Raw genomic sequence first — 22451 nt, 5'->3', positions numbered from 1 at the left:
GCTAAAGCTCCAGAACAGGCTTCCGGCCGCTTTCGCGGCCGGAAACGATCAGAACTGGTTTGCCATGCTGAAACGGAATTCCTGGGTCTCGTCGAAGTCTTCCTTGAGAACCGGGATTGCGTAATCCATCCGGATATTACCGAAAGGCGAAGCCCACATAACGCCGACACCGACGGATGCACGCCAGGACATGCCTGTGCCTTCGATATCGGTTCCAGATGTCTTAACATCGTTACCGTAAAGCGTGCCTGCGTCTGCAAAGGCAGCCAGACGCAGACCGATGTCTTCCGGAACAGCCGGCATCGGCATGGACGCATCGGCCGAAACCGTGAAGTAGGTCGTGCCGCCCAGTGCGTCGCCGTCGTCCTTCGTGCGCGGACCGATACCGTTATTGTCGAAGCCGCGAACCTGACGGCCACCCAGCGTGAATTGGTCGAAGACGTTCAGGTTGTCGCCGGTAGCGAAAACATGACCTGCACCGACTGCGATCGAACCGATGAGATCGGCCTCGGTCGACAGCGTATGGAAGTAACGTGCACGGCCGGAGATCTTATAGAATTCCGAATCGCCGCCCAAGCCAGCGAACTCATGCGTGAAGGTCGCATAGATACCTTCACGAGCCATGGTCTGGCTGTCGAGCGTATTATACGTCAGCGTCTGAGCGACCGAAGACTGTGTATACTTTCCGTGATCAACGAGATCCTGATAAATAGGCGACAGATCGGCATAGTCGCTGCCGTCGCTCTCGTACTTGATCTCCTTGTAGGTATAACGGAAGGTGGTCGCCAAATCTTCGGTGATCGGCGCAGTCACGCGCAACGTGAAACCCGTTTCCGAATAATCATAATTATCATTCGATGACGTTTCACTGCGGAAGACGTCGAAACCAGCAGCAAGACGATAACCGAGGAAATAAGGCTCGGTGAATGACAGCGTGTAAGTACGCGAGTCATTCAGGCCGCCACCGGCAGCGATACGAACATACTGGCCGCGACCGAGGAAGTTCTTTTCTTCAACCGAAGCTTCAAGGATAAAGCCGTCACCACCAGCGGAATAACCGGCGCCGATACCGAACGAGCCGGTCGACTGGTCTTCGACGTCCACGACGATAACGACGCGGTCTGCAGCACTGCCCTGCGTGGTCGAGATATTGACCGACGTAAAGTAGCCGAGAGCTTCGAGGCGGCGCTTTGCGCGCGAGATCATTTCCTGGTTGAAGGCATCGCCTTCACTGAAATCGAACTCGCGGCGAATTACGTAGTCACGGGTACGCGTGTTACCGCGGATCTCGATACGCTCGACATAGGCGCGCTCGCCCTGATCGACCATGTAAGAAACGCCGATCGTATTCGTCTGAAGGTTACGGTCGCCGCGCGGGGTTACACGAGCGAAAGGATATCCCTTCGACGCAACCTGCTTGGATATGGCTTCCATAGACTTCTGAATTTCTCGGGCATCGTAAACAGCGCCGGACTTGGTCTCGACCAGGCCCTTGAGTTCATCGCCGCTAACGCCTTCGACGCTGGATTCGACGTTGATATCGCCGAACTGGTAGCGAGCACCTTCTTCGACCGTGAAGTTGATCGTGTACTTGTTGGTCGTTGTATCGAGCTGCGCATCGGAGGAAACGATGCGGAAATCCGGATAACCGTGATTGTAGTAGAACTGGCGCAGCGCATCTTCGTCGGCGCGCAGCTTGTCCTGGCTGTAAACGTCCTTGCGGGTAAGGAACGAGAGCGGACCGGATTCCTTGGTGGCGATAACGGCCTTCAGGCGACCGTCGCCGTAAGCCTGATTACCGACGAAATTGATATCGGCGATCTTCGTGCGGTCACCTTCGTTGATAACGAAAGCGATATTGACGCGACCCCGACCGACATTGACCGTCTGGGTCGTAATTTCGACGTCGCTGCGACCGATCTGCGAATAGGCGGTACGAATGCGCTCGATATCGGCATTGACCATCGCCTGGCTGTAAGGACCAAGCGGCTGCGTCTGCACGACGCCTGCCAGCTTGTCGTCCTTGATCTTGCGATTGCCGTTGAAGACGACCTGATTAACCAGCTCGTTTTCAGCGACAGTCACCACAAGCGAGCTGCCGGAAACACTGATCTTCACATCCGAAAAATAACCGGTCGCGTAAAGACGCTTGACCGATTCGTCGATATCAGCGCCGGAAAAGGCAACACCGGGCTGAATCGTCAGGTTGGACCGAACAGCTTCCTCGCCGGCGCGCTGGGCGCCACGCACCTGAACGCTGCGGATGACAGCAGCTTCGGCACTCGCAGCACTGGCAAGCACCATGACGCCCGAACCCGACGCAACAACACTAGCAGACAGCGCAAACGCCGACACTGCGTTCAAAAACTTTGAACCAGCCTTCATTTTCAATTCTTACCTTTTCCCGTTGTCCCTCGGCGGGTGGAGCCCGACTCCGGCCACGTGTGTCGTTTTACCTTCTTTTGCCCTACAAGCAAGCTATCGCGTTAATTTCTATTTACTTCCTTTTGAAGCGTGGCTCTCGCGCCACGCAACATTGTAAACATGGTGAATAATTGGTTTATTCACCCGCAGCTCGCTTAGCCAATAAGGTTGGTGATATCGTTGAAGGTGGCAAACACCATCAGACTGAGTACCATCGCAAGACCGATACGGAATGCGATCTCCTGAGCTCCCGCACCCAGAGGCTTCCCCCTCACAGCTTCTATTGCGTAGAAAACCAAATGGCCGCCGTCAAGCACCGGAACAGGCATAAGGTTCAAAAGTCCAATGGAAACGGACAGGACTGCGGCAAGCTGGATTACCGCGGCAAAGCCGAGCGTGGCCATCTGCCCTGAAGCCTGGGCAACACGAACCGGGCCACCCAGCTGGTCAGCCTTCATACGGCCGGTCACCAGATTGCCGATATAGCGGAATGTGCCGGTGATAATGTTGCCGGTCTCTTTCACGCCCTCGCCGACAGCCTCAAGCGGAGTGAACGTCTCCAGCCGGAAATTGCCCCGCTCCTCATTGGTAACGACACCGATAAGCCCGAGTTCGACCTTGTTTCCGAACTGATCGTTGATCTCCGTGCGCTTCGGCACCATCGGCAGATCGAGATCCTGACCGTCCCTTTTCACCGTCACGACGATTGGCGTCTCCGGGCGAACACTGACATAACGACGGACATCCTCGAATGTGGAAACCTTGCTTCCGTCGAGTGCGACGAGCCGGTCGCCGGGCCGCACGCCGGCTTCAGCGGCCGCACTGTCCGGACGCACTTCGGCGACAACCGGATCGGCGATCATCTTGCCGTAGACGGAAAACAGTACGGCGAAAATGGCGATCGCGAGGATGAAGTTGGCAATAGGGCCTGCAGCAACGGTAGCGGCGCGTTTCCACAACTTTGCGCCCGCGAGTGTCCGAGCCCTGTCGGCCTCGCTCATGTGGGAAACGCTTGATGCATCGGGCAGGCTCGAAGCATCCTCGTCACCAAAGAACTTCACGTAACCGCCGAGCGGGATAGCCGAAAGCTTCCAGCGTGTACCATGACTATCGGTGAAGCCGATCAATTCAGGACCAAAGCCGACTGAAAATGCAGTCACCCTAATTCCGCTCCATCGCCCCACAAGATAGTGCCCCATCTCGTGAACGAACACGAGCAGAGAGAGGACGAGGATAAACGGGATAATGTAGCCCGTTATGAAACCGAAGATGGCCATCAGTGTTTCCGCTTCACGATATCGAGGCTGGTCGCCGCTTTAGAGACCGAAGATGAAGGCCGCGACCGAGTTGCTAACATGGCCTTTCATGGCCGTGTCCACAAGCGTCAGCAGAAATACGGCAAAACAGGCAAAAACCAAGCCGTCCACACGGTCCATCACGCCACCGTGTCCGGGAATGAGATGGCTGCTGTCCTTCACACCGAAACGTCGCTTGATGAAGGATTCGAAAAGATCGCCGATCTGGCTCGCAACAGACAGCAGGAAGGCAAGCGCCATCGTCCACAGTGAAAGCCGCGAAAATACGCCAAGCGTAAGCAAACCACTGGCGGCAACGCCGGCAACCGTTCCGCCGATCGCCCCGGACCATGTCTTGCCGGGGGAAATGCGCGGTGCAAGCTTCGGACCGCCAATAGCACGGCCGACAAAGTAGGCCAGGATATCGGTCCCCCACACCACTGCGAAGATGAAAAGCGTGGCGACAAACCCCGCCTGATTATCACCGCGGATGGCTGCAAGAGAGATGCCGCTCAATCCGGCATAGACAATACCGCCCGGAAGCCACCAGGAGCCGTGCCCAAGGATCGCCAACAGCACGCCCGTAACGACACCACCGCAAAGCAGCGGCATGGACAGCTCGCCTTCTCCGATGATGAGATCGGCAGCGATAAGTAGAACGACCAGCCAGCCGAACGCATTGGCCTTGAAGCTCCGCTCCGAAAGGCCCGTGATCGTTGACCATTCATAATAGATCAACGGTGCCATCACGGCAGCCACAAGGTTGAACGCCCAGCCACCTATCCATGTTGCGGCAAGGACGATTACGGCCAGCACAATAGCGGACGCGATGCGAAGTTTGAGCTCCTGCCCCATCAGCCGACCACCGCCGCAGGTCTTGCAGACAAACCGCCAAAGCGCCTGTTACGCGACGCATAGATCTTGAGGGCTTCGACAAAAAGATCCCGGTTGAAATCCGGCCAATAGTCGGGAAGGAAAACGAATTCCGAATACGCGGCCTGCCAGAGCAGGAAGTTCGAAAGCCTCTCCTCGCCGCTCGTGCGGATGATGAGATCCGGATCCGGTATGCCCGCCGTATCGAGATGATCGCTGATCATCTCGGAACTGATGGAAGCAGGATCAAGGAGGCCGGCCTTCACCTTCTGCGCAATCCTCGTGGTTGCACGCGCAATTTCGTCACGAGACCCGTAATTGAACGCGATCACCACCGTAAGCGCGGTATTGTTACGCGTCGTCTCCTCCGCCTCCAGAAGAAGCGGCAGAATATCGCCACGCAGTTTGTCGCGCTCACCGATAACTTTGATCCGTACATTTTCTCGATGAAGTTCGGCCAGGTCGCGTCGTATAAAACGGCGAAGGAGGCCGAGCAGATCACTGACCTCGGCTTCCGGCCGGCTCCAGTTTTCCGACGAGAACGCAAACAGCGTCAAATACCGGACGCCTAGCTCACCAGCCGCCCGAACCGTTTCCTTGACGGCCTCGACACCCTTGCTGTGCCCCATCGTCCGGGCCAGACCGCGCTTGTTGGCCCACCGACCGTTACCATCCATGATAATGGCAACGTGCTCCGGAATGATCGCAATATCTGGCGTCAGCATGTCCTATGCATTTCCTTCAACGGCCGAGGGAGGGATAAAGATACCCAACCTAGACCTGCATGATTTCCTTTTCCTTATCCGCAAGCAAGCGGTCGACTTCAGAAATCGTGTCATCGGTCATCTTCTGAACCTTTTCGGACTGCGAGCGGCTATCGTCCTGGCCGATTACGCCATCCTTTTCGGCTTTTTTCAGGCCTTCCATGCCATCGCGACGAACATGCCGGGCAGCGACCTTAGCTTTCTCCGCATAATCATGCGCAACCTTGACCAGCGACTTGCGGCGCTCTTCATTGAGTTCAGGCAGCGGGATGCGAAGGTTCTGCCCGTCGACGATCGGGTTGAGGCCAAGGTGCGATTCGCGGATGGCACTTTCTACAGCCCGAACCATGGACTTGTCCCAGATCGAGACACCCAGCATGCGGGGCTCCGGCACGGTGATGTTCGCCACCTGATTCAGCGGCACGCGCGAGCCGTAGGCCTCAACGGTAATCGGATCAAGAACGTTGGCCGACGCGCGACCGGTTCTCAGAGACGCGATATCGCTCTTGAAGGCATTGACTGCACCTTCCATGCGGCGCTTGATGTCGTTGAGATCGACTGACCCACTCATCGTTGGAACTCCATCTTGTTATCGTTGAGCTTTCTGATCGGCAGAAAGATCGCGGTAATTTCTCAGTTGTCGGATACGATCGTCTTGAGGCCGCCGCCGGTCAAGATCTGCGTAAAGCCGCCCGGCTCATGGATCGAGAAGACGACGATCGGGATATGGTTTTCGCGGGCAAGCGCGACCGCGGCGACATCCATCACTGCGAGGCCCTTTTCCAGAACCTCGCTATGCGTTAGCGCGTCGAAGCGGGTAGCATTCGGATCCTTTTTCGGGTCGGCGGAATAGATGCCATCCACCTGGGTGCCCTTGAAGATAGCTTCGGCACCGATTTCTGCGGCGCGCAACGCAGCTGCCGAATCGGTGGTGAAGAACGGATTGCCTGTGCCGCCGGCGAAAATAACCACCCGGCCCTGCGCCATGTGATGCAGTGCCTGTCGCTGCGAGAAGCTTTCGCAGATTTCCGGCATGGCGATAGCCGAAAGAACGACGGTATCGATATCGAGCTTGCGCAGCGACGTTGCAAGCGCCAGCGCGTTGATCACGGTGGCCAGCATGCCCATATGGTCGCCGGTCACCCGGTCGCCGCCCTTGGAGGCCACCGCCACGCCGCGGAAAATATTGCCGCCGCCGACGACCACACCAACCTCGACGCCCATGCGCCGTGCTTCGGCAATATCGGAAGCGATACGGTCAGCGACCGCGACATCGATGCCAAACCCCTGGCTGCCCATGAGAGCCTCGCCGGAGGCCTTGAGGAGAACGCGTTTATATATGGGCTGAGACGACATGACGGCTCCTTTAAAAGCGAAACGGAAACGGAGAGATCAAACGGCTTGCGGATACACGAAGGGCACCGGCTTGTCACCGGTGCCCTTATAGTTTTCACTGGATTAGGCGAGGAAATCAGCCCTTTGCAGCAGCAGCAACTTCTGCAGCAAAGTCGGTTTCTTCCTTTTCGACGCCTTCGCCGAGCAGAAGGCGAGCCATGCCGGTCACTTCGATCGGTGCGCCGACTTCCTTTTCGGCTTCCTTGATGGCAGCGCCGACGGTCAGGTCAGGATTGATGACGAAAGCCTGCGACAGAAGCGCGACTTCTTCGAAGAACTTGCGCATCCGGCCTTCAACCATCTTTTCGATGATGGCTTCCGGCTTGCCGGATTCGCGAGCCTGCTCGATGAAGACGTGGCGTTCGCGCTCGGCGACGGCAGCATCGACTTCTTCGGCGCGTACGGCGAGCGGAGCCGTTGCGGCAATGTGCATGGCAACCTGACGGCCGATGGCGTTCAGTGCGTCCTTGTTACCGGTCGACTTGAGCGCAACCAGAACGCCGAGCTTGCCGAGGCGATCAGCAGCAGCGTTGTGGATATAGGTAGCAACGACGCCATCTTCCACTTCGAGTGCTGCCGAACGGCGCAGGTTCATGTTTTCGCCGATCGTGGCAACAGCGTCCTTGATCGTGTCGGTGACCGACTTGCCGGTTGCCGGGTAGATGGCGGCGCCGACAGCTTCAACGGAACCGTCAGTGGTGAGTGCAACGTCGGCGATGCCGCGAACGATTGCCTGGAAGGCGTCGTTACGGGCAACGAAGTCGGTTTCGGAGTTGACTTCGACGACAACGGCCTTGGTGCCGGTCGATGCAACGCCGATCAGACCTTCGGCAGCCGTGCGGCCAGACTTCTTGTCGGCCTTGGCGATGCCCTTGGCGCGCAGCCAGTCGATTGCCGCTTCGATGTCGCCGTTGTTTTCGGTCAGCGCCTTCTTGCAGTCCATCATACCTGCGCCGGACTTTTCGCGCAGTTCCTTCACCAGTGCAGCGGTGATCTCAGCCATTGTAAGCCTCTTGTCGGTTTAAATTGCGTAGCGCCGAAAAACTCGGCGAACTCAAGGTTTTGGGAACGAATGTACCCGGAAGTGTGACAGGGTGATGAAGACACCGCCGGCCTGCCCTTCAACCACAATCCGATGGATCGCAGGCGAACAGGACTTTTAAACAAACCGAGGCCAGGGATCGTCTCTCTGGCCTCGGTCGAATTGAAAAAGCAGGAACGGATAACCGTTCCAACCTTGGCCTTAGGCTTCAGCTTCGCCTTCGAGAGCCGGCTCGACCGGAGCTTCGGCGGACGCGCCGAGGTCACGGCCAGAAGCGCCCTGCTGGCGAGCGATGCCGTCGATGGCAGCGCGAGCGATCAGGTCGCAGTAGAGAGCGATGGCGCGCGAAGCGTCGTCGTTACCCGGGATCGGGAAGTCGATCAGGTCCGGATCGCAGTTCGAGTCGATGATGGCAACGACCGGAATGCCGAGGCGCTTGGCTTCGTCGATCGCGATCTTTTCCTTGTTGGTGTCGATGATGAACATCAGGTCCGGAACGCCGCCCATGTCGCGGATACCGCCGAGAGCCTTTTCCAGCTTCTCGCGTTCGCGCTCAAGGTTCAGACGCTCCTTCTTGGAATAGCCGGACTGTTCCGAGTTCAGGATCTCATCGAGCTTGCGCAGACGGGCGATCGAGTTCGAAATGGTCTTCCAGTTGGTCATCATGCCGCCGAGCCAGCGGGAGTTGACGTAGTACTGAGCCGAACGCTTGGCGGAATCAGCAACAAGCTCGGAAGCCTGGCGCTTGGTGCCAACGAACAGAACACGGCCGCCACGGGCAACGGTGTCGGACACGACCTGCAGGGCGCGCGACAGCATCGGAACGGTCTGGGCCAGGTCGATGATGTGGATGTTGTTACGGTCGCCGAAGATGTACGGCTTCATCTTCGGGTTCCAGCGGTGCGTCTGGTGGCCGAAGTGGACGCCTGCTTCGAGGAGCTGACGCATAGAGAAATCGGGCAATGCCATGCCTAGTTATCCTTTTCCGGTTGAACCTCCGCAAGGCAAACAGCACCCTCTTCGAGAATGCCACCGGGCGGAAAAATCCGGATTTCTCCCGGATGATCCCATGCCTCACGTGTGGAATATCGGTGCCCATACAGGCGATTGTGGAAAATTGCAAGCGCTGTGGTGCAGCTTTCACCGCACGACACAAGCGAAACCGGTCAGGCCTTGGCCCCGAGCCTTTGGCGGACCTGCTCGACACTCCCACGGATATAGATCGTATGCGGCTGCCCGGCGCCATTGACCGCAGCAAACGTAACGATCGTCACACCTTCTTCGAAGGGCATCACATAAAGGATCTGCGCCGGGTTGATGTAGACTTCCTGATTGTGGGTGTTTTTAAATCCGATCAATGCCATGAATCACTCCTTATTGCGGCGCAACTACAGACACGAAACTAACAATGTGTCGAGTATTGTGACGCCTAGATTCGGCACTGCGACCGCGTGTTCCAAATCAAATGGCAAGATCGTTACTAACGCGGCACCGCAGGGCACGGATCCTGCTGTGTCTTCAGCAACTCCAGCTTCACGAGGCTGCCTTCCAGCGAAAAATCACCGTAATCCATGGTCAGATCACGGGTTATGCCGTTCTCGTAGAGCTTGAAAGACATGTTGTAGACCGGCATCGGATCGCCGGCGGCGCCATCGTTGAAATAGGCGATCGTGACCGGCCAGTAGGGAGTCTTGGCAAACTCGCCGGCGGCACCGGCTTCGGTATCGCCTTTTTCCGGTGTCTCCGCCTTGCCGATCACGGTTGAGGTCAGAAGTGCCTGATCGCCGTTTTCTGAGCCATCGAAGACACGCGTCTCAAAGATACGTTTGTTGTCCTTGGCCTGCTGAATGATGTCGAGCATATGACTGGTCGGGAACGCGCTTGCCGGCAGATCCACTTCTCTGCCATTTGCCCCCTGCAGCTCGACCTTCACCCCGCTCTCGCCTTCGCTCGCATCGCCGGTCACGCTCTTGTCGAGTTGCTCATCGGTGAAGGACTTGGTCTCGAAATGAAACTGCTTCGCGGAAAGATCTTCGAACGTCTTGGTCTGCTGGTCGCTGACACGCGTCTCCTCGCCCGTGCTGATCTTGGTGACGAGGCGGAAATTGGTCGTGAACCCGGTGCAGGCAGAGCCGTTGAATTCATAGACCATACGGCCGAACATGCCCTCGATGCCGGAGCGCTCGGACGCATCCTTGAGCTTGAGGTCATAGACCGCCCTGTGAGGAATAAGCAGGCGCGCAGCACTGTCGGCGCTGATCGGCGCAGCGGAGGCGACACCGGCACTGGTGACGAGGAACAGCGCGAGGCTCGTGCGCAGCATTCATATTCTCCTGTTGGACTCGGGCGCGGGTGTTATAAGAACGCCATCAGCCAAGGTTATGACCTTGATGAAGGATTTTTGTACGCTTGACAACAAACCGGAGACCGAAATGTCCGATGCCATCGAAAGCCGCCTGAAGGAACTTGGAATTACCCTCCCCGTGGCAGCGGCGCCCGCAGCCAACTACGTGTCCTATGTCATCAGCGGCAACATGCTTTATATCTCCGGACAGTTGCCGACCGAAAATGGCAAGCTTGAGATCAAAGGCCTGGTCGGCAGTGACGTTGATGTGACAACGGCGAGCCGCGCAGCCGAACTTTGCGCCATCAACATCCTGTCGCAGGCAAAGGCAGCACTCGGTGGCGATCTCGGCAAGATCAAGCGCGTCGTCAAGCTGTCGAGCTTTGTCGCCTCCGCTCCCGGCTTCACCGAGCAGCATATCGTCACCAACGGCGCATCGAACCTGATTGCAAACGTCCTGGGCGAAGCTGGCAAGCATGCTCGCGCTGCCGTTGGCATGGCCGCATTGCCGCTCAATGCCGCCGTTGAAATCGAAGCCGTTATCGAGATCGAAGCATGACATCTGCATCCTGGATCAAGGATCTGCCCGTCGCGCATCGCGGCTATCACGACATGAACAAGGCCGTATGGGAGAACTCCCTCTCGGCCTTCGCCCGCGCCGCGGATGCCGGCTTTGCCATCGAATGCGACCTGCAGCTTTCCGCGGACAGCATTCCGATGGTCTTCCACGACGACAAGCTTGAGCGCGTCTGCGGCATCAAGGGCGATGTGCGGGAGCGCACCGCCTCTGAACTCGGCCTGCTTTCCATCGGCGGAACGGCCGACAGGATCCCGACCTTGAAGCAGATGCTCAAACTGGTCGATGGTCGCGTACCGCTTGTGATCGAATTGAAAGGCCGCACCGCCGAAGAAGATGACGGCTTCGTCGATATCGTTCTCGAAGAGCTGGAAGGTTATCAGGGCAAAGTCGCGCTGATGAGCTTCGACCATCACCTGATCCGCGATCTGAAGAAGGCCGACACACCTTATCCGATCGGCCTGACCGCTGAAGGCAGCCAGCCGGAAGAGTTCTTCAAGCATGATGAAATGGCCCAGCTTGGGCTGGATTTCATCTCCTATCACTGGTCCGACCTGCCGAACAGCTTTATCACCGCCCTGAGACAGACCGGCATTGCGTTGATTACCTGGACTGTCAGGGATGAAAACGCGCGCGAGGCTACCTATAAATATGCAGATCAGATGACGTTCGAAGGGTTTGACCCGCGCACGTCGCCCACTGCATAATTCAGGTACATGGCCGGTAATCTTTCAATCCGCATCGAACAATCCTTTGCCGCGATCAGCCCAGAACGCTGGTCGCGGCTTGCGGGTGCCTCACGGGAAAGTTCTTCCGCAGCGGTCCCCTATAATCCGTTTCTCTCGCATGCCTTCCTTTCGTCGCTGGAACAATCAGGCTCTGCCACGGCCAAGACCGGCTGGCATGGGCATCACATTCTTCTCGAAACCGAAGAAGGCACGCTGATCGGCGCAATCCCCGCCTATCTGAAAAGCCATAGCCAGGGCGAATACGTCTTCGACCACGGCTGGGCGGACGCCTTCGAGCGAGCGGGCGGGCGCTATTATCCGAAACTGCAATGCGCCATCCCCTTCACGCCGGCTACCGGCCCTCGCCTGCTGGTCGCTTCCGGTTATGATCGTGAGACCATGCAGGAGACACTTGCCGCAGGTCTCCAGGAAGTGACACGGCAGCTTGGAATATCATCAGCGCACGTAACCTTCGTACCGGAAAACGAGGTCGAGGTCTTCGAGGCGGCCGACTACCTCCACCGGACCGACCAGCAATTCCATTTCATCAACGAAGGTTATGCCGATCACGACGCATTCCTCGAAACGCTGGCGTCACGCAAACGCAAGGCGCTGAAGAAGGAACGTCGTACTGCACTCGAAAACGGGATTTCGATCGACCGGCTGACCGGCGCCGACCTGACTGAGGATATCTGGGACCAGTTCTTCGCCTTCTACATGGACACCGGCGGCCGCAAATGGGGTCGGCCCTATCTCACCCGCAGCTTCTATTCGCTGATCGGCAGCCACATGGCCGATGACATCCTGCTGGTCATGGCAAAACGCGATGGGCGTTATATCGCAGGCGCGATCAACTTCATCGGCGGCGACACCCTCTATGGCCGGCATTGGGGCTGCATCGAGGATCATCCCTTCCTGCATTTCGAAGTATGCTATCATCAAGCCATCGACTTCACGCTTGCCAAGGGGCTGAAGCGCGTCGAAGCTGGCGCGCAGGGCGAGCACAAGCTCGCCCGCGGTTATCTTCCCGTCACCACCCATTCCATGCATTACATCGCCCATCCGGGCCTGCGCCGCGCGATTTCCGACTATCTGGAGCGCGAGCGGCAGGAGGTGGACGGCATGAACGAATACCTGTCCGAGCACAGCCCTTTCCGAAAAGGCGAGCGGCAGCAGGATGATTGATTGAAGTAATTCCGGCAAAAGCGAGCACCGGTTTTGCGTTCGGAATTGCGTTGAAAGAAGCAGATAGGAGAGGACTTCCATGAGCTACGACGACAACAACATCTTCGCGAAGATCCTGCGCGGCGAGATCCCTTGCCACCGCGTTTACGAGGATGCCGACACTCTGGCCTTTATGGATGTCATGCCGCAATCCCCAGGTCACCTCCTGGTGATACCGAAGACGCCCTCGCGCAATATTCTCGACGCTGACCCGGCCACCCTGTCGAAAGTCATTCCGATCGTGCAGAAGCTTGCCAATGCGGCCAAGGATGCGTTCGAGGCCGATGGCATCACGGTCACGCAGTTCAACGAACCGGCTGCCGGCCAGACCGTCTATCACCTGCATTTCCACATCATCCCGCGCTACGAAGGCGCCGGCCTGAAGCCGCATAGCGGCCAGATGGAAGACCATGGCGTTCTGGCCACCAACGCCAAGAAGGTCGTTGACGCGCTCGGCGCCTGATCAGGCTTCGAGCAGAAACAGACCGGCCACAAGAATGGCGATCGGTGCGATGACGCCGATCGCCACCTTCTTGCCCGTCATCAGAAAAATGCAAAAGCCGATACCCGCGGCAGAGAGCCGAAGCCAGAGCGGAGAATCGGCCAATACGCCCGTCGGAAACACGATCAGCTTGGCCGTGACGGCCATGACCAGCGCTGTCGCAACCGCCCTCACCCAGTTCAGCGCCTCCGACTCCTCATTCAGCCTGTTGCCGGCCAGAACCCCGAGCCAGCGCCAGAAATCCGTTGCGATAAAGCCGGCAACGATGATCAGGATATAGGTCCAGTATTCCTCCAGCATCATGCGGCCTCCTCAACGGCACGCCGACGCTGTCGTCTATATCGATCGATAAGATAGGCAACGGTTCCGCCGCCGAGACCGGCAATCAGCACATCGAATTGCGGGACGACGAGCGCCAAGAGCGGCCCTGTGACGATGCCGATGATAAAGGCGAGCTTCACCACGAACTGTCTGGAACTCGCCCAGATCGACGAGATGAAATAGACCGGTGTCAACATGAAGAGGGCGCCCGCCACGACCGGCGGAAATTGCGAAACGATGCCGTAGCTGATGCCGACGATCGCCGCATTGCCACATGTGAGCGTGAGGCCGAAACCGGCAAAAAAGGCGACCCGGTACTGGCGTGGCACATCACGCAGATGCGTCGAGGCGAACACCCAGGAAGTGATGGCAATGAAATGCGACAGGAACAGAAGCAGCCAGACGGGAGTCTTCTGTGTCCGCATTTCCGGCACGATCGACGCTACCATCGGCATCATCCGGATGGCGGACAGGGTGACGGCAAGAAACGACGCAACGATATTGGCACCGCCGATCATCGAGCCGACAAGGATCATCTGCGACGGCAAGGCCCAGACGCCGAGCGTCATGATCACAGCCTCCCAACGCGTCAATCCCGCCTGCAGCGCGAATGCGGCAAACCCGACATAGGACGTCATCAGAATAATGGCGGGAAGCGAGATGACGCCGCGCATGCCCGTCAGGAACCATTTCAAGTTACCGGGCTCATTGCGCTGCTCTGCAGACATAGGCATTCCATTTGCTGTTGATCAAATATGCCTACAAATACAAAGATGCCGGGACAAGCCCGGCATCTTTCATTCAATCGATATGAGAGCGATTACTTACTCTTCGGCACCCGCGGAACGGTGCTGCTCTTGCGTGGCTTCGGCGCATCTTCGGCGATTACGTCGCCGTCGTCATCCGCTTTGGCGGCTGCGCCCTTACCGCCATCCTTGCCCTTGGACGAGGATTTCTTGGCGGTCTTGGGCTTCGTAACCTTGGCCTTTGCCTCTTCGGCAGCCTCTTCCACTTCGGCTTCCGGCTTGGGCTTCACAGGCACGGCTTCCGGAATGGAATCGAGCACCAACTTGTCCTTGCCGTTGTCGTCCTTGCCGACCGTGACGCGGACTACACCACCCTTGCGCAGAGCCCCGAACAGGATCTCATTGGCAAGCGGCTTCTTGATGTATTCCTGGATCACGCGGGAAAGCGGGCGGGCGCCCATCTTCTCGTCGTAACCCTTGTCGGCCAGCCATGCGATCGCATCCTCATGCAGGTCAAACGTGACGTTGCGTTCGGACAGCTGGGTTTCCAGCTGCATGACGAACTTCTGCACGACCTGATGGATGACGGCCGTCGGCAGCGGCGCGAACGGTATTGTCGCGTCGAGACGGTTGCGGAATTCCGGCGTGAACAGGCGGTTCAATGCCTCTTCGTCTTCGCCGGTGCGCTTGGAAGAACCGAAGCCGAAGGCGGCCTTGGCCATTTCCGAAGCGCCCGCATTGGTCGTCATGATCAGGATGACGTTGCGGAAATCGATCTTCTTGCCGTTGTGGTCGGTCAGCGAACCGTGGTCCATGACCTGCAGCAGGATGTTGTAGATATCCGGATGCGCCTTCTCGATTTCGTCGAGCAGCAGCACACTGTGCGGATGCTGATCGACCTGATCGGTCAGAAGACCGCCCTGATCGAATCCGACATAGCCGGGAGGTGCGCCAAGCAGTCTGGAGACCGTATGGCGTTCCATATATTCCGACATGTCGAACCGCAGCAACTCGACGCCGAGCGAAGCTGCAAGCTGTTTGGCCACTTCCGTCTTACCAACGCCTGTCGGGCCGGAGAAGACGTAGGAACCAATCGGCTTGTTCGGCTCGCGCAGGCCGGCACGCGCCAGCTTGATCGCGGTCGAAAGTGCTTCGATCGCGGCATCCTGACCGTAGACGACGGACCGCAGTTCCTTTTCCAGGTTGGCGAGAACAGCCTCGTCATCCTTGGAAACGGTTTTAGGCGGTATCCGCGCCATCGTCGCGATGGTGGCCTCGATCTCCTTCTCGGTGATCAGCTTGCGGCGCTTGGAGGCCGGCAGCAGCATCTGCGCCGCACCGGTCTCGTCGATCACGTCGATCGCTTTGTCCGGCAGTTTGCGGTCGGAAATGTAGCGGGCCGACAGTTCGACGGCCGACTTGATCGCCTCGTTGGTGTAGCGAAGCTTGTGGTAGTCCTCGAAATAGGGCTTCAGGCCCTTCATGATCTCGATCGCATCCGGGATGGACGGCTCATTGACGTCGATTTTCTGGAAGCGGCGGACCAGAGCCCGATCCTTTTCGAAGAACTGGCGATATTCCTTGTAGGTGGTCGAACCGATGCAGCGGATCTGCCCGGAGGACAGAGCCGGCTTCAACAGGTTGGACGCATCCATCGCGCCGCCCGATGTTGCACCCGCACCGATAACGGTGTGGATTTCGTCGATGAACAGGACCGCACCCGGAAAATCTTCCAGTTCCTTGACGACCTGCTTCAGGCGCTCTTCGAAGTCACCGCGATAACGGGTGCCGGCGAGCAGCGTGCCCATGTCGAGCGAGAAGATCGTCGCATCGGCGAGCGCTTCAGGCACCTTGCCTTCGACGATGCGCTTGGCGAGACCTTCGGCGATCGCAGTCTTGCCCACGCCTGGATCACCCACATAGAGCGGGTTGTTCTTGGAGCGACGGCACAGGACCTGGATCGTCCGGTTGACTTCCGAATGGCGACCGATCAGCGGATCGATGCGCCCATCCTTGGCCTTGTCGTTCAGATTGACGCAGTATGCCTTAAGCGCATCCTGAGGTTTCTTGGCTGCACCCTCTTCCGGTTCGCCGCCTCCACGCGATGGCTTTGCCTCGGAATCAGGCTCTTCGGAACCGCGCGGCGTACGGGACTGGGAGGAACCCGGGCGCTTGCCGATACCGTGAGAGATATAATTGACCGCATCGTAACGGGTCATTTCCTGCTCCTGCAGGAAGAATGCGGCATGACTTTCGCGCTCGGCGAAAATCGCAACGAGCACATTGGCACCAGTTACTTCTTCACGACCGGAAGACTGGACATGGATGACGGCCCGCTGGATGACACGCTGGAAGCCGGAGGTAGGCTTCGAGTCTTCGTCATAGCCGGTCACGAGGTTGGCAAGTTCGTTGTCGACATAATCGGCAACGGTCTTGCGCAGGTTTTCAAGGTTGACGTTACAAGCGCCCATGACCGCCGCCGCATCCGCGTCATCAATCAACGCGAGAAGCAGGTGTTCGAGCGTGGCATATTCGTGATGCCGCTCGTTGGCGAAGGTCAGTGCCTGATGCAGCGCCTTTTCAAGACTAGGCGAAAATGTGGGCACGTCGGGTTCCTCACTTTTTTTCCATGACACATTGTAGGGGATGCTGGTGTTGTCTGGCGAAATCCATCACCTGGCTCACCTTGGTCTCCGCTACTTCGTAGGTAAATACGCCGCATTCCCCCACACCGTGGTTATGAACGTGGAGCATAATGAGCGTGGCGGCCTCCCTGTCCTTCTGAAAGAACCGCTCCAATATGTGGATGACGAAGTCCATCGGGGTATAATCGTCATTCAACAGGAGTACGCGATACAGGTTCGGGCGTTTCGTCTTGGGCTTCGTACGCGTGATGACCGAGGTTCCGCGGTTGGCGTTATCCCCGTCACCATCTTTTTCTTTTTCCATCGAGATCGGCAGTGCGATCATCATTCATCATCCCCAGGTGCCGACGACCTTATTGAACATTGCGGTCCGCCGAACTCCAGTCTTACTAACTTAGTCCATTGGACACAGATTTTAAGCCCCCTTTGCGGCGGCGCAATCACTATTCCGCCAGAGAGCCGTTCAACCTGCAAAAATTAACACCCATCAGCCCATCGGATGCAAACGCCAAGCGACCGCACCTGACGATTGTCAGCGACGAAGACATTAAATCGCGGTGTGGGGTTAATCTCACAGGGACGACCGGATAAAGTCGCTCCCTATTAATGGGATTGCATTCGCCGCGTTACAAGAGGCGAACGAGCGATAACGGCGCGACCGAAGGCGGAATCAAAAAGCGGGCCCAAGCGGCCCGCCGGAATGTGTTAGCACTGATGCTCAGTCGAGATCGACGTCGAGGATGGCCATCGAGAAATTGTAGGAGCGCTCGTCGTCCTCGTCATCAACATAGACGACACCGAGAAACTCTTCACCCAGATAGACCTCTGCCGAATCGTCCTTGCGCGGCCGTGCCTTGACAACGATCTGCGGATTCAAAAGGCGCTTGAAGTAAGCGTCGATTTTCTTGATTTCGTCGGGCTTCACGACAATCTCCGTTTCTATTCACGTTGCCGCGCTTGTTGCATGCGACCGCGGCAAAAGTAAAGCCGACAAGCCTTGGGCCTGCCGGCTTCGACGATTATCCACCGGCGTTTCTATAGCCGGCAGCACTCAGTCTTCCGACATCAGCAGCTGATCCATGACCCGCGCCGGCTCCGAACAGCCCGCCTCCCCGACCACCTTCGCCGGCACCCCGGCAACGGTCGACTTAGACGGAACGGGTTTCAGCACCACCGAACCGGCCGCGACACGCGAGCACGAGCCGATCTCGATATTACCAAGGATCTTCGCACCGGCGCCGATCAGCACGCCATTGCCGATCTTCGGATGGCGATCGGCACCTTCCTTGCCTGTTCCCCCAAGCGTCACACCATGCAGGATGGAGACATTGTCACCGATGACTGCAGTCTCGCCGACGACGAGGCCCGTGGCATGATCGAGGAAAATGCCCTTGCCGATCCGTGCCGCCGGATTGATATCCGTCTGGAAGACACTGGAAGAACGGCTCTGAAGATAGAGAGCAAAATCACGGCGCCCACGGGTATAGAGCCAGTTGGCAAGACGATGCGTCTGGATTGCGTGAAAGCCCTTGAAATAGAGCACCGGCTCCAGGAAGCGCAAGCATGCCGGATCGCGATCATAAAACGCCTGGATATCGACCCGGAGGATGGAACCCCATTCCGGCCAGTCATCCAGCATTTCCATGAATGTCTGACGCAACAGAACCGCCTGCAGATCCGGATGATCGAGACGCTCGCAGATCCGGTGAACGACACATTCTTCCAGGGAACGATGGTTCAGCACGGTGGAATAGAGAAACGCGGCAAGAAGCGGATCCTGCTCGATGGCAAGCCGCGCTTCCTGCTGCAACGTATCCCATATCGGATCGACCGTCGCGACGGGTTCTTTGATGCGAATGTCCACTCTTGAGGGCATGACCCACTCCATAGTCGCCTGCAGGCTTTGGAAGACCATTATATAGAACAGGATTACCGGAACGCCAACGCAGGTAAAATCGCATTCCGTTGATCATTACGATCAGAGAACCTGTTACCGACCTGACAGTGCCGCATAAAATTCGAGAACCGCCTTCTTGAACACCCTGTCTCCGACCGCAAGCATGTGATCGCGGTTCGGGATATCGAGCGCCCGTGCATCCGGCATGAGGTCGGCCAGTTCCTGGGCAGATCCGGCGATATCATCCTTTGTTCCGACACCGATCAGCGTCGGGGCCTCGATCCGCCCCATATCGGAACGCGCCACCAGATCGCGCGAGCCACGGATACAGGCGGCAAGAGCCAGCTTGTCGCTCTTCGTCTGGTCCGCAAAGGCGCGGAACATCTTGCCACGCTCGTGCGTGATCGCATCGACATCCGGCGCAAGCAAGGCGTCCGCAATCGGGTCCCAGTCACCCACGCCATCGGTCATGCCGATGCCGAGACCACCTAGAACCAGCGAACGGACCCGTTCCGGATGAGCAAGCGCCGCAAAGACGGAAATCCTTGCTCCCATCGAATATCCGAACAGATGAGCGTCCGGAATGCGCAAATGGTCGAGCAGCGCCACGGCATCATCGGCCATGACCCATGGGCGATAGGCTTCCGCGTCGAGCGGCTTGTCGCTTCCGCCATGGCCGCGGTTATCGATGGCAATAACCCTGTAGCCGGCGTCACCAAGCGTTTTCAGCCAGCCGGGATGCACCCAGTTGACCAGCGCGCTCGAAGCAAAGCCGTGAATGAGAAGCACCGGCTCGCCGGACGGATCACCCTCGTCGAAATAACGAAGATTGATGCCGTCGTGAATGAAGGACGAGAAGGCGGGCGCATTCAAATTCATCGGATTATCCCTTGTTTGACGCGACCTATAGTGGATCGAAGATCGCCAATGAACCCGCTTGAGAAAAAAATGCGGACGTTTCCCCCCTACACAAGCGGCGCGCAGGCGGATAATGTCCGGCGAAATCAAATGGCAGGGAGACGACCATGGCTGGCCACAGCATTCCTCACTTTCAAAACGATGGCGGATATCCGGTTATCCAGATCGGCGTGAAGGAATTCATGTGCACCGGTGCTTCCGTGCCTTTCGACCATCCGCACATCTTCATCGATCTCGGCGACGACAGCGAAAAAGTCTGTTCCTATTGCTCCACTCTCTATCGCTATAATCCGGGCCTGAAAGCCGAACAGACCGATCCTCCGGGTTGCGTCTTCCACGTCAAGGCAGCGTAATAAACTTTCAGGCAGCAAGCCGATGCATCTCGATAGGATTGCGATTGTGGGGGCTGGCATGGCCGGCCTGGCTGCAGCGCTTAGCTTTTCCCGCTTGGGCATGGCTTGTGACATTTTTGAAGAAGCCGGCGACCTTGTGGAAGTCGGCGCGGGCCTGCAGATGTCGCCGAACGCATCAGCAATCCTTGGCGAACTGGGCGTGCTGGCCGGACTCGAAAAAATCTGGACCGAGCCGCGAGAAATCGCCCTTGTCTCCGGCACATCCCTCAAGAAGCTGGCATCCGTTCCGGCAGGTGATTTTGCCAGGGATCGCTGGAAAGCACCCTACGGCGTACTTCACCGTGCGACGCTGCAGGCAGCATTGCTTTCAGCGGTGGAGCGAGATCCGCTCTGCTCGATCCGGCTTGGCACACCCATAAGAGGCGGCTTGCCAAAAGCCGTTCGGGAACTCACCGGAAACTCCTACCCGCTCGTGATCGGTGCCGACGGAGTGTGGTCCAATGCACGCGCGTCGGTGGAGGATGCTCCCCAGCCCGATTTCTCCCGGAATATCGCTTGGCGCTTTACCATTCCGCTCGACGAAGCACCCGACTGGCTTGCGCGCGATTGCGTTACCGCGTTCATGGGGCCGTCGACACATCTCGTTGCTTATCCTTTGAGAGAAATGAGCGAGTTCAACATCGTTGCCATCGCATCAGGCATAAGCCCCGGTGCCACATGGGAAGCGCAGGCGAACGAAGGCCAGAAAGCGATGCTGGTCAGGCAGTTTGGTGGCTGGAATGCGGAAATCACCGCGCTGTTGAGCCGCTTGCCCCGACCGACATTCTGGCCGCTTCACGAAGTGACGTCGGGTCGCTGGCACAATGGCCGCGACGTGGTGCTGATCGGAGATGCCGCACACGCGATGATGCCATTCTCTGCACAGGGCGCTGCCATGGCAATCGAGGACGGGTTCGTGCTCGCCAACGAAGTGAAGAAGTCAAGTTCCCTGCCCGCGGCTCTCGCCAGTTTCGAAAGCCAGAGAGTGAGCCGTGCGACAAGGGTGAAGGCTCGCGGGTCGTTCAACCGCTTCGCGTATCATGCTCGCGGTCCATTCCGTATCGGTCGCGATATCGTCCTGTCGCTACGTCCGCCGCAATCTCTCGCGGCGGATCTGGATTGGCTTTACGGATACCGCGTCAGTTGATCAGACGGCAGCGGCTGCGAGGAAGCCCTGCTCGAGATCCTTCTGGAGGTCGGCAACATCTTCCAGGCCGATCTGCAGGCGGATGACCGGGCCTTCTTCGGGCTGTTTGCGGATCGTGCGGTCAGACAGATTAACCTGTAGCGCCAGGCTTTCGAACCCACCCCAGGAATAACCGAGACCGAAATAGCTCAATGCATCGAGGAACGCATGCGCTTTTGCCTTGGCGTTGTCTGCGTCAGCCTTGAGCACGAAGGAGAAAATGCCGCTGGAACCCTTGAAATCACGCTTCCAAATCTCGTGTCCTGGGAAACTCGGCAATGCCGGATGCAGCACACGCGCCACATCGTCGCGCCCTTCCAGCCACTGCGCGAGAGCAAGCGCGCTTTTCTGATGATGCTCCAGACGAACACCCATGGTCCGCAGACCACGCAGGATCATGTAGGAATCATCCGGCGCACCGCAGATACCCATGAGGATGCGGGCTTCCTCCAGCTGCGGCCACCACTTGGCATTGGCGGACACCGACCCCATCACGATGTCGGAATGGCCCGAAGGGTATTTCGTCGTTGCATGGATTGACACGTCCACACCGAAATCGAGCGGTCGGAAATAAAGCGGCGTCGCCCAGGTATTGTCCATCGTCACGACGCAACCATGCTTGTGTGCGGCATCGGCAATCGCACGAATATCCTGCATCTCGAATGTGTTGGAACCCGGCGCCTCGGTGTGCACCAGCTTCGTATTTGGTTTGATCAGAGCATCGATACCGGCACCGATTTCCGGGTCGTAATACTCGATTTCCACGCCAAGGCGCGTGAGCATCGTATTGCAGAAATTTCGGCAGGGCGTGTAAACCGAATCGACGATCAAAGCATGGTCGCCCGCCGACAGGTAGGCCAGAAACGGCACCGAGATAGCTGCCAGCCCTGACGGGACCAGAATCGTGCCTGCTGAACCTTCCAATTCGTCAAAAGCAGCACACAATGCGTCTGTGGTCGGTGTTGCACGGGTACCGTAAGAGTAAGGCTGGCCTCGGCTCTCCATCGTCGCAGAATCAGGAAACAGCACGGTCGAGGCATGAACGACCGGGGGATTGACGAAGCCGTGGTAGGAGCGCGGATCATTTCCGATATGCGCAAGTCGCGTATTAGCGCCGGCAGCGCCGAGCATGGAAGATTTTCTGGTCATCTGGTGGGAAAACTCTCTAGGCGGGAAAC

24 protein-coding genes are annotated in these 22451 nt (G+C 57.9%); 6 read left to right on the top strand and 18 right to left on the bottom strand.

What is annotated here, in order from left to right; genetic code table 11:
- Nucleotides 1-48 precede the first annotated feature (48 nt).
- The 10 genes from bamA to MRBLMR1_RS06010 form a co-directional block, all read right to left on the bottom strand.
- Nucleotides 49-2385, bottom strand: coding sequence for an outer membrane protein assembly factor BamA (gene bamA / locus MRBLMR1_RS06055; RefSeq protein WP_500064000.1), 2337 nt, complete (start codon nucleotides 2383-2385; stop codon nucleotides 49-51).
- A gap of 194 nt (nucleotides 2386-2579) precedes the next feature.
- A complete protein-coding gene (gene rseP / locus MRBLMR1_RS06050; RefSeq protein ID WP_148148061.1) occupies nucleotides 2580-3701 on the bottom strand; it encodes an RIP metalloprotease RseP in 1122 nt (373 codons plus the stop codon).
- A 39-nt stretch (nucleotides 3702-3740) separates the two neighbouring features.
- Nucleotides 3741-4574 (bottom strand): phosphatidate cytidylyltransferase, encoded by an 834-nt coding sequence (locus MRBLMR1_RS06045; RefSeq protein WP_148148060.1) that lies wholly within the window; start codon nucleotides 4572-4574, stop codon nucleotides 3741-3743.
- A complete protein-coding gene (locus tag MRBLMR1_RS06040; protein WP_148148059.1) occupies nucleotides 4574-5317 on the bottom strand; it encodes an isoprenyl transferase in 744 nt (247 codons plus the stop codon). The genes MRBLMR1_RS06045 and MRBLMR1_RS06040 overlap by 1 nt, the downstream gene beginning before the upstream one ends.
- 49 nt (nucleotides 5318-5366) lie before the next feature.
- Nucleotides 5367-5927, bottom strand: a complete 561-nt coding sequence (frr, locus tag MRBLMR1_RS06035; RefSeq protein ID WP_148148058.1) for a ribosome recycling factor — start codon at nucleotides 5925-5927, stop codon at nucleotides 5367-5369.
- Between the two features lie 62 nt (nucleotides 5928-5989).
- Nucleotides 5990-6712 carry a UMP kinase gene (gene pyrH / locus MRBLMR1_RS06030; protein WP_148148057.1) on the bottom strand — a complete coding sequence of 241 codons (723 nt, stop codon included), beginning with the start codon at nucleotides 6710-6712 and terminating at the stop codon, nucleotides 5990-5992.
- 115 nt (nucleotides 6713-6827) lie between these two features.
- On the bottom strand, nucleotides 6828-7754 hold the full coding sequence (gene tsf / locus MRBLMR1_RS06025; protein WP_148148056.1) for a translation elongation factor Ts: 927 nt from the start codon (nucleotides 7752-7754) through the stop codon (nucleotides 6828-6830).
- Between the two features lie 240 nt (nucleotides 7755-7994).
- On the bottom strand, nucleotides 7995-8762 hold the full coding sequence (gene rpsB / locus MRBLMR1_RS06020; RefSeq protein WP_148148055.1) for a 30S ribosomal protein S2: 768 nt from the start codon (nucleotides 8760-8762) through the stop codon (nucleotides 7995-7997).
- A gap of 197 nt (nucleotides 8763-8959) precedes the next feature.
- Entirely contained in the window at nucleotides 8960-9157 is a 198-nt protein-coding gene (locus MRBLMR1_RS06015) for a hypothetical protein (RefSeq protein ID WP_148148054.1), read from the bottom strand.
- Nucleotides 9158-9273: 116 nt separating this feature from the next.
- A complete protein-coding gene (locus tag MRBLMR1_RS06010) occupies nucleotides 9274-10116 on the bottom strand; it encodes a cell envelope integrity EipB family protein (RefSeq protein ID WP_148148053.1) in 843 nt (280 codons plus the stop codon).
- Nucleotides 10117-10225: 109 nt separating this feature from the next.
- Here MRBLMR1_RS06010 and MRBLMR1_RS06005 point away from each other — a divergent pair, with 109 nt between their 5' ends.
- From MRBLMR1_RS06005 to MRBLMR1_RS05990, 4 genes are all read left to right on the top strand, one after another.
- Nucleotides 10226-10696, top strand: coding sequence for a RidA family protein (locus MRBLMR1_RS06005; RefSeq protein ID WP_148148052.1), 471 nt, complete (start codon nucleotides 10226-10228; stop codon nucleotides 10694-10696).
- On the top strand, nucleotides 10693-11421 hold the full coding sequence (locus MRBLMR1_RS06000) for a glycerophosphodiester phosphodiesterase (RefSeq protein ID WP_148148051.1): 729 nt from the start codon (nucleotides 10693-10695) through the stop codon (nucleotides 11419-11421). Before MRBLMR1_RS06005 ends, MRBLMR1_RS06000 begins: the two co-directional genes overlap by 4 nt.
- A gap of 9 nt (nucleotides 11422-11430) precedes the next feature.
- A complete protein-coding gene (locus MRBLMR1_RS05995; RefSeq protein WP_148148050.1) occupies nucleotides 11431-12627 on the top strand; it encodes a GNAT family N-acetyltransferase in 1197 nt (398 codons plus the stop codon).
- Nucleotides 12628-12706: 79 nt separating this feature from the next.
- Complete coding sequence (locus tag MRBLMR1_RS05990; protein ID WP_148148049.1) at nucleotides 12707-13129, top strand: HIT family protein; 423 nt, start codon at nucleotides 12707-12709, stop codon at nucleotides 13127-13129.
- Here the strand turns inward: MRBLMR1_RS05990 and MRBLMR1_RS05985 are convergent, their stop codons facing one another.
- The 7 genes from MRBLMR1_RS05985 to MRBLMR1_RS05955 all read right to left on the bottom strand — a co-directional run bounded on the left by MRBLMR1_RS05985 (nucleotide 13130) and on the right by MRBLMR1_RS05955 (nucleotide 19656).
- Entirely contained in the window at nucleotides 13130-13471 is a 342-nt protein-coding gene (locus tag MRBLMR1_RS05985) for an AzlD domain-containing protein (RefSeq protein WP_148148048.1), read from the bottom strand. It abuts the gene before it with no gap.
- A complete protein-coding gene (locus tag MRBLMR1_RS05980; protein ID WP_148148047.1) occupies nucleotides 13468-14217 on the bottom strand; it encodes an AzlC family ABC transporter permease in 750 nt (249 codons plus the stop codon). Before MRBLMR1_RS05980 ends, MRBLMR1_RS05985 begins: the two co-directional genes overlap by 4 nt.
- A 92-nt stretch (nucleotides 14218-14309) precedes the next feature.
- Nucleotides 14310-16841 (bottom strand): ATP-dependent Clp protease ATP-binding subunit ClpA, encoded by a 2532-nt coding sequence (clpA, locus tag MRBLMR1_RS05975; protein WP_148148046.1) that lies wholly within the window; start codon nucleotides 16839-16841, stop codon nucleotides 14310-14312.
- 10 nt (nucleotides 16842-16851) lie between these two features.
- Entirely contained in the window at nucleotides 16852-17205 is a 354-nt protein-coding gene (gene clpS, locus MRBLMR1_RS05970; RefSeq protein WP_112457911.1) for an ATP-dependent Clp protease adapter ClpS, read from the bottom strand.
- 393 nt (nucleotides 17206-17598) lie between these two features.
- Nucleotides 17599-17805, bottom strand: coding sequence for a DUF3126 family protein (locus tag MRBLMR1_RS05965; RefSeq protein ID WP_112457769.1), 207 nt, complete (start codon nucleotides 17803-17805; stop codon nucleotides 17599-17601).
- A 126-nt stretch (nucleotides 17806-17931) separates the two neighbouring features.
- The gene (cysE, locus tag MRBLMR1_RS05960; protein WP_148148045.1) at nucleotides 17932-18756 is read right to left on the bottom strand and encodes a serine O-acetyltransferase; all 825 of its coding nucleotides are present in this window, start codon (nucleotides 18754-18756) and stop codon (nucleotides 17932-17934) included.
- A 114-nt stretch (nucleotides 18757-18870) separates the two neighbouring features.
- Entirely contained in the window at nucleotides 18871-19656 is a 786-nt protein-coding gene (locus MRBLMR1_RS05955) for an alpha/beta hydrolase (RefSeq protein WP_148148044.1), read from the bottom strand.
- Between the two features lie 146 nt (nucleotides 19657-19802).
- Between MRBLMR1_RS05955 and MRBLMR1_RS05950 the strand changes: the two genes are divergently transcribed.
- Both MRBLMR1_RS05950 and MRBLMR1_RS05945 read left to right on the top strand, forming a co-directional pair.
- Complete coding sequence (locus tag MRBLMR1_RS05950) at nucleotides 19803-20048, top strand: zinc-finger domain-containing protein (RefSeq protein WP_119940344.1); 246 nt, start codon at nucleotides 19803-19805, stop codon at nucleotides 20046-20048.
- Between the two features lie 22 nt (nucleotides 20049-20070).
- Nucleotides 20071-21234 carry an FAD-dependent monooxygenase gene (locus MRBLMR1_RS05945; RefSeq protein WP_148148043.1) on the top strand — a complete coding sequence of 388 codons (1164 nt, stop codon included), beginning with the start codon at nucleotides 20071-20073 and terminating at the stop codon, nucleotides 21232-21234.
- On the opposite strand, the gene MRBLMR1_RS05940 is transcribed toward MRBLMR1_RS05945, so the two are convergent.
- Nucleotides 21235-22422 carry a cystathionine beta-lyase gene (locus MRBLMR1_RS05940; protein ID WP_148148042.1) on the bottom strand — a complete coding sequence of 396 codons (1188 nt, stop codon included), beginning with the start codon at nucleotides 22420-22422 and terminating at the stop codon, nucleotides 21235-21237. It abuts the gene before it with no gap.
- Nucleotides 22423-22451 lie beyond the last annotated feature (29 nt).

Source organism: Neorhizobium sp. LMR1-1-1.1 (assembly GCF_040675795.1).
Taxonomy (GTDB): domain Bacteria; phylum Pseudomonadota; class Alphaproteobacteria; order Rhizobiales; family Rhizobiaceae; genus Neorhizobium; species Neorhizobium cellulosilyticum.
Note: the sequence above shows the minus strand (reverse complement) of the source record. Positions and strands in the feature narration are given on the sequence as shown.